The organism is Geodermatophilus sp. SYSU D00696 (assembly GCF_054050235.1).
Genome location: NZ_JBJGYY010000074.1, coordinates 1 through 5,643, shown reverse-complemented (window position 1 = coordinate 5,643; position 5,643 = coordinate 1). Strand labels below are relative to the sequence as shown.

The 5,643-nt window shown below is 77.0% G+C and carries 7 protein-coding genes and 3 tRNA genes; 6 read left to right on the top strand and 4 right to left on the bottom strand.

What is annotated here, in order from left to right; all coding sequences use genetic code 11:
• Positions 1-248 precede the first annotated feature (248 nt).
• A complete protein-coding gene (locus tag ACI79O_RS24070; protein ID WP_456915386.1) occupies positions 249-1,742 on the top strand; it encodes a metallophosphoesterase family protein in 1,494 nt (497 codons plus the stop codon).
• A gap of 24 nt (positions 1,743-1,766) precedes the next feature.
• Positions 1,767-2,096 carry a hypothetical protein gene (locus ACI79O_RS24065; RefSeq protein WP_456915385.1) on the top strand — a complete coding sequence of 110 codons (330 nt, stop codon included), beginning with the start codon at positions 1,767-1,769 and terminating at the stop codon, positions 2,094-2,096.
• On the opposite strand, the gene ACI79O_RS24060 is transcribed toward ACI79O_RS24065, so the two are convergent.
• Positions 2,093-2,749, bottom strand: a complete 657-nt coding sequence (locus ACI79O_RS24060) for an AMIN-like domain-containing (lipo)protein (RefSeq protein WP_456915384.1) — start codon at positions 2,747-2,749, stop codon at positions 2,093-2,095. The two genes, ACI79O_RS24065 and ACI79O_RS24060, sit on opposite strands and share 4 nt — an antisense overlap.
• Before the next feature lie 132 nt (positions 2,750-2,881).
• Between ACI79O_RS24060 and ACI79O_RS24055 the strand changes: the two genes are divergently transcribed.
• The 4 genes from ACI79O_RS24055 (at position 2,882) to ACI79O_RS24040 (ending at position 3,622) form a co-directional block, all read left to right on the top strand.
• A tRNA-Glu gene (locus ACI79O_RS24055) sits at positions 2,882-2,954 on the top strand.
• Positions 2,955-2,969: 15 nt separating this feature from the next.
• Positions 2,970-3,043 (top strand) — tRNA-Asp (locus tag ACI79O_RS24050).
• A 23-nt stretch (positions 3,044-3,066) separates the two neighbouring features.
• Positions 3,067-3,140, top strand: a tRNA-Phe gene (locus ACI79O_RS24045).
• Between the two features lie 26 nt (positions 3,141-3,166).
• Entirely contained in the window at positions 3,167-3,622 is a 456-nt protein-coding gene (locus ACI79O_RS24040; RefSeq protein ID WP_456915383.1) for a GNAT family N-acetyltransferase, read from the top strand.
• A 1-nt stretch (position 3,623) separates the two neighbouring features.
• On the opposite strand, the gene ACI79O_RS24035 is transcribed toward ACI79O_RS24040, so the two are convergent.
• The 3 genes from ACI79O_RS24035 to ACI79O_RS24025 form a co-directional block, all read right to left on the bottom strand.
• Complete coding sequence (locus ACI79O_RS24035; protein ID WP_456915382.1) at positions 3,624-4,592, bottom strand: glycosyltransferase; 969 nt, start codon at positions 4,590-4,592, stop codon at positions 3,624-3,626.
• 176 nt (positions 4,593-4,768) lie between these two features.
• A complete protein-coding gene (locus ACI79O_RS24030) occupies positions 4,769-5,404 on the bottom strand; it encodes a phosphodiesterase (protein ID WP_456915388.1) in 636 nt (211 codons plus the stop codon).
• Entirely contained in the window at positions 5,299-5,637 is a 339-nt protein-coding gene (locus ACI79O_RS24025; protein ID WP_456915387.1) for an alpha/beta hydrolase, read from the bottom strand. The genes ACI79O_RS24030 and ACI79O_RS24025 overlap by 106 nt, the downstream gene beginning before the upstream one ends.
• Between the last annotated feature and the right edge of the window lie 6 nt (positions 5,638-5,643).

Genomic DNA, 5,643 nt, shown 5'->3' with positions numbered 1-5,643 from the left:
CCGCCCCGCCGCCGCGCCGGCGCCCCCCCCCCCCCCCCCCCCCCCCCCCCCCCCCCCCCCCCCCCCCCCCCCCCCCCCCCCCCCCCCCCCCCCCCCCCCCCCCCCCCCCCCCCCCCCCCCCCCCCCCCCCCCCCGCGGTGAGGGAGGACGCGCTGCGGTGAGGGAGGACGCGCCGCGGTGAGGGAGGACCCCGGCGGACACCCCCTCCGGGGGGCGCCGGAGGTCCCCGGCCTGGCTAGCCTCGTCGGATGAGCGAGCCGACGGCGCCCGACCCGGGGCCCCGGCCGCGCCGTCGGCGGACCGCCGGCCGCTGGCTGGTCCGGCTGGCGCTCGCCCTCACCGGCGCCCTGGTCGGCGTGCTGCTGTTCGGGCGGGTGGAGGAGCCGCTCGGCCCGTTCGACGCCACGTTCGCGCTCACCCCGTCCGGCGGCGGCGCCACCGTGGAGATCCCGCCGCTGGGCGCCCTCGACGTCGACGCCTTCGACGGCCCCTTCGGGCTCGACGTCCAGCTCACCCGGGTCGACGAGGCGCGGGTGCGGGCACTGGTGGCCGACCCCAGCCGCGTCGACGGCCTCGTCGACCGGGTCAGCGCGGACCTGCAGGACGCCGTCGTCCGGCTGGCCTGGGTCTCCGCCGCCGCCGCCGTCGGCGGTGCCGCGCTCACCTCGCTGGTCGTCCTGCGGCGCCGCCGGGAGCCGCTGCTGGCCGCCGGCCTGTCGGTGACCCTGCTCGCCGGCACGGCCGGCCTGGGCGCGCTCACCTGGCGACCTGAGGCGCTGTCCACGCCCACCTACACCGGGCTGCTGGTCAACGCGACCAGCCTGATCGGCGACGCCCGCGACATCGTCGCCCGCTTCGACGCCTACCGGGCCTCCCTCGAGGACCTCGTCACCAACGTCAGCACGCTGTACGCCACGATCTCGACCCTGCCCACCCCCACCCGCAACGACGACACCGTCGCCCTGCTGCACGTCTCCGACCTGCACCTCAACCCCGCCGGCTTCGACCTGGTGCGCCAGGTCGTCGACCAGTTCGACGTCGACGGCGTGCTGGACACCGGGGACATCACCGACTGGGGCAGCGAGCCCGAGAACCGGCTCATCTCCTCGATCGGGCAGCTCGGCGTGCCCTACGTCTTCATCCGCGGCAACCACGACTCCGTGGTCACCGCCGGGCTGGTCGCCGGGCAACCGAACGCCACCGTCCTCGACACCTCGGCGACGACGGTGGCCGGGCTGACCGTGGTGGGGGCCCGCGACCCGCGCTTCACCCCCGACCAGACCGCCACCGGCGACACCCCGTCGCTCGAGCAGACCGGCGAGGACCTCGCGGAGCTGGCCGAGGAGCAGCCCGAGCCGCCGGCGATCGCGATGGTGCACGACCCGGAGCAGGCGCTCCCGCTGGACGGCGTCGTGCCCTTGGTGCTGGCCGGGCACACGCACGAGCGCGAGGTCGAGACCCTCGACGAGGGCACGCTGCTCATGGTGCAGGGCTCCACCGGCGGCGCCGGCCTGCGCGCGCTGCAGGGCGAGTACCCCGAGCCGCTGACCTGCACGGTCCTCTACCTGGACCCCGACACCGGCGAGCTGGTCGCCTACGACGACATCACGCTCGGCGGCCTGGGCGAGACCGAGGTGACCATCGAGCGCACCGTCGTCCCGGAGGCCGAGCCGGCCGACGGCACGGGGAACGGCACACCGGACGGCGCCGACGACGGGACCCCGGCCTCCCCGACCGGCTGACCCGCCCGCCCTACGCTCGCCGCCATGTCCACCACGCCCCGCCCCCGCCTGGCCGCCGGCCTCCTCGCCGGCGCCCTGGCGCTGGTCCCCCTCGCCGGCTGCTCGTTCACCTCGAACGGCGTCTCGTGCTCCGGCTCGGCCTGCACCGTCACGCTCGACGGCGAGGGCAGCGAGGTCGAGATCCTCGGCCAGACGGTGACCTTCGGCGGGGTGCAGGACGGGCGGGCCTCGATCAGCGTCGGGGGCGCCAGCGTCTCCTGCGGCGAGGGCGAGAGCGTCGCCGCCGGGCCGCTGGCACTGGAGTGCACCAGCGTGAGCGACGACGGGGTCGAGCTGCGCGCCAGCCTCAACTAGGCCGGGTCGGCGACCTCGACCACCACGCGCGCGGGGTCCTGCAGCGGGTACACGCGGAACGGGGACTCCGCGCGGGTGCCGACGAAGGCCACCGTCGTCCCCTCGAAGGTGGCGTCGAAGACGACCTCGGTGACGTTCGCGGTGCCCCGGCCCGGGAGCGGGTCGGGGCCGGCGAACTCCTCGACGCCGGTGTCGTAGGGGTACCCGGCGCCGGTGACGGTCACCTGCAGCACCGCCGCACCGGCCACCTCCACCTCGTCGCCGCTGCCCTGCGAGGCGGCGACGTCGACGTAGCGGACGTCCCAGCCGGGCGTGCCGGTGCCGGCCACCTCGAACACCACCCGGTCGAAGCCGTCGTGCCGGCCGGTGCGGATGTCGGTGACGGTCACCCGGGCGTCCGCGGAGGCCTCGGCGGTGTCGGGCGAGGTGTCGGCGGGGAACGGCGGTGCGGCGGTGCCGGCGTCCCCGCCGTCCGGCCCGGTGGGCTCCGCGGTGTCCCCGCCGCCGTCCGTCGCCGACGAGGTCGCCGGGGAGGTCGCCGGGGAGGTCGCCGTGGACGACGCCGCCGCCGGACCAGGCTCCCCGCCGCACCCGGTGAGCAGCAGGCCCGCGGTCAGGGCGGCGCAGAGGGACGGGGCGGCACGGCGGGTCACGCGGGGATCGTGACAGCCGGCCGGCCCGGCGCTCGGGACCGGCGCGCAGCGGCGCGGCACACCGGGGCCGGGGGTGGGTCCGGAGCACCTCTGGGGGCCGTGTATCGTTCTCCCTGCCCCCGGCGAACACGAGCCCCCATCGTCTAGCGGTCCAGGACGCCGCCCTTTCAAGGCGGTAGCACGGGTTCGAACCCCGTTGGGGGCACGCACCACACAGCAAGGCCCTGTAGCGCAGTTGGTTAGCGCGCCGCCCTGTCACGGCGGAGGTCGCGGGTTCGAGTCCCGTCAGGGTCGCTCTCCGGTGGAGACACCGGGAGGGGCAGGTAGCTCAGTCGGTACGAGCGCTCGCCTGAAAAGCGAGAGGTCGGCGGTTCGACCCCGCCCCTGCCCACACACTCCCCCCGCGGACGGAGCCCGGTGGTCGTCGAACGCCGCGACCCGGCGCGCGACCCCGTCCTCGCCACCCGCCTCCTCGAGGTCCAGCACGCCGCCTACGCCGTCGAGGCGCGGTTGATCGGCGACGACCGCATCCCCGCTCTCGCCGAGGACGTCCCCGCCCTCCTCGCCACGGGCCTGGACTGGCTGGTGGCACTCCGGGACGGCGCGGTCGTCGGCGCCCTCGGCCGGCGGGACACCCCCGGCGGGGTCGACATCGACCGGCTGGTCGTCGACCCTGCGTCCGCCCGGCGCGGCGCCGGCCGGGCCCTGGTGGCCGCCGTCCTCGCCGACGCCGCCGGTCGCCGGGTCACCGTCTCCACCGGCCGGGACAACCGCCCGGCCCGTCGCCTCTACGCGCAAGCGGGCTTCCGCGAGACCGGGGAGCGCGAGGTGCTGCCCGGACTGTGGCTGGTCGACGCCGTCCACGGCGGGTGACTCAGACGCCGACCACCCGGTCGGCCAGCACCTGCTCGTACACCTGACCATGCACCGCGCGCACCGCCGCGAGCTGTCCGTCGCGCCAGCCCCGGTCGGCCGGCCGCGGCATCGGCCGGGTCAGTGCCGCGCCGACCGCGGCGTTGAGCGACACCGGGTCGAACCCGGTCTCCTCGTCGTTGCCGTAGACGACCACGTCGGACCACTGGTCGGCGAACCAGCCGCAGCTGGGCGCGACCACGCGGGTGCCGACGTCGCGGCAGACCTCGAGGTCGCGCGAGTGCGTGCCGCAGCGCTCCGGCAGGACGGCGGCGTGCAGCTCCTGCAACTGCTGCGGCCACCGCACCGGGTCGCGGATCACCACCTCGAGCCCCTCGGCGCGGGCGAGCTCCGGCCCCCCGGGCAGCTCCTCGCCCGGCTCGAGGAACACCCGCAGCCGGCCGCCGCCGGACACCGCGCCCGACAATGCCGCCCGCACCAGTCCCGCGGGGTCGGGCACCGCCGTCCGCGAGGCGCCCAGCGCCAGCCCGACCAGGCCGCGCTCGGCGCCGATCTGCGGGTCGGCCGTCGCCACCGACGGGTGCGCCACGGCGATCGCCGTCCGCCCGAAGCGCTCGGCGATCTCGTCGGCGGCCCCGGGCGTGAGGGTGAGGACCACCTCGGCGGTGGCCAGCAGCGCGGCCAGGTGCGCGTCGTGGCGGCGCCGCTCGGGCTGGGCCGGGTCGCGCAGCTGGTGCACGGTCACCACCAGCGGCACCCCGGTGCGGCGCAGCGCCTCGGTCCAGCTCACGACCTCGTCCTCGGGCAGGTGCTCGTAGCCGGCGTGCACGTGGACGACGTCGACGCGGTGCGCCCAGGCGGTCAGGTAGCCCGGGTCCAGCCACGGGCTCGGCTCGTGGTCGGGTCCCACCCGGACGGCGTTCCCCGGCACCACGGCGTCGACGTAGGCGTCGCGGTGCGGCACCGTCACGAGGCGGACCGGTGCACGGGACGCGGAGGGCGGAAGTGCGTGGACCACGCGAGCCTGCACCCCTCCTGTGTCCGAGCACTGCGACAGCAGGGCGGTGCTCCTCGGTGAACGCCGTTGTCTCGGATACCCGAGGATGGTGCCGCACAACCGTGTGCGATCTCACCGAGTGGTCCACGTCACTCGTTCGGGGGTGTGCTCCTGCCCTCCCGCGCGGCGGCGTAGGCCGGGGCCCGGAAGCGGGCCATCGGGCCGTCGGCGAGCAGCCCCGGGGGCGGGTTGCGGACGGCGTCGAAGCGCAGGTCCGGGTCCGGCTCCCCGACCGGGGCGCCGAGCACGAGGCGGGCGAACGGCGTCCACTCCCCCGTCCCGCGTGCCACCAGCAGCCGGAAGACCGTGCCGGGCGCCTCGGTGCGGACGGGCCCGGGATCGGACGGGACGTGCACCGGTCCGTCCGGGACGGCGGCCAGGCGCAGAGTCCCGGCGGCCGACCGGTAGCCCATGAACGACGAGTAGGGAACAGCGGCGTCGGTGCGCGGCACGGGCAGGTAGCGGGTCCACCGGCCGCGGCCGGCGGTCGACAGGAGTAGGTCCACCGGCCGATCGCCGCCGGGGAGGCGGACGGCCAGCCCCAGGAGGTCGGGCAGCGGCGCCGGGAGTCCCGCCCCCCGGGAGAGCCGGACGACGGCGGGCTCGCGCGCCGGGCCGGTCAGCCAGGGCACGCCCCAGTCGGGCACCGCGCCGTCGCGCTCGAGGACGGCGCCGAGCACCGCCCCGCGGGGGTGCATGGGCTTGCCGGAGCGCCGACGCGCCAGGGTCCCCAGCGGTACCGCGGCGATCCGGCCGGCCAGTCGCGCCAGGTCCTCCACGCGCCCTCCCTACCCGCGTGCACTTCCGCGGAACTGCACGGCACGTCACGGTGCGACCCCGTGCACTTCCGCGTGCACTCGGTCTTCGGGTAGGCGGTGTGGCCCTGTCCCTGCCAGACCACCAGCACGCCCGCGGTGAGGTCCTCGGCCATGTACTCGGCGCCGGGCAGCGGGGTCACCGGGTC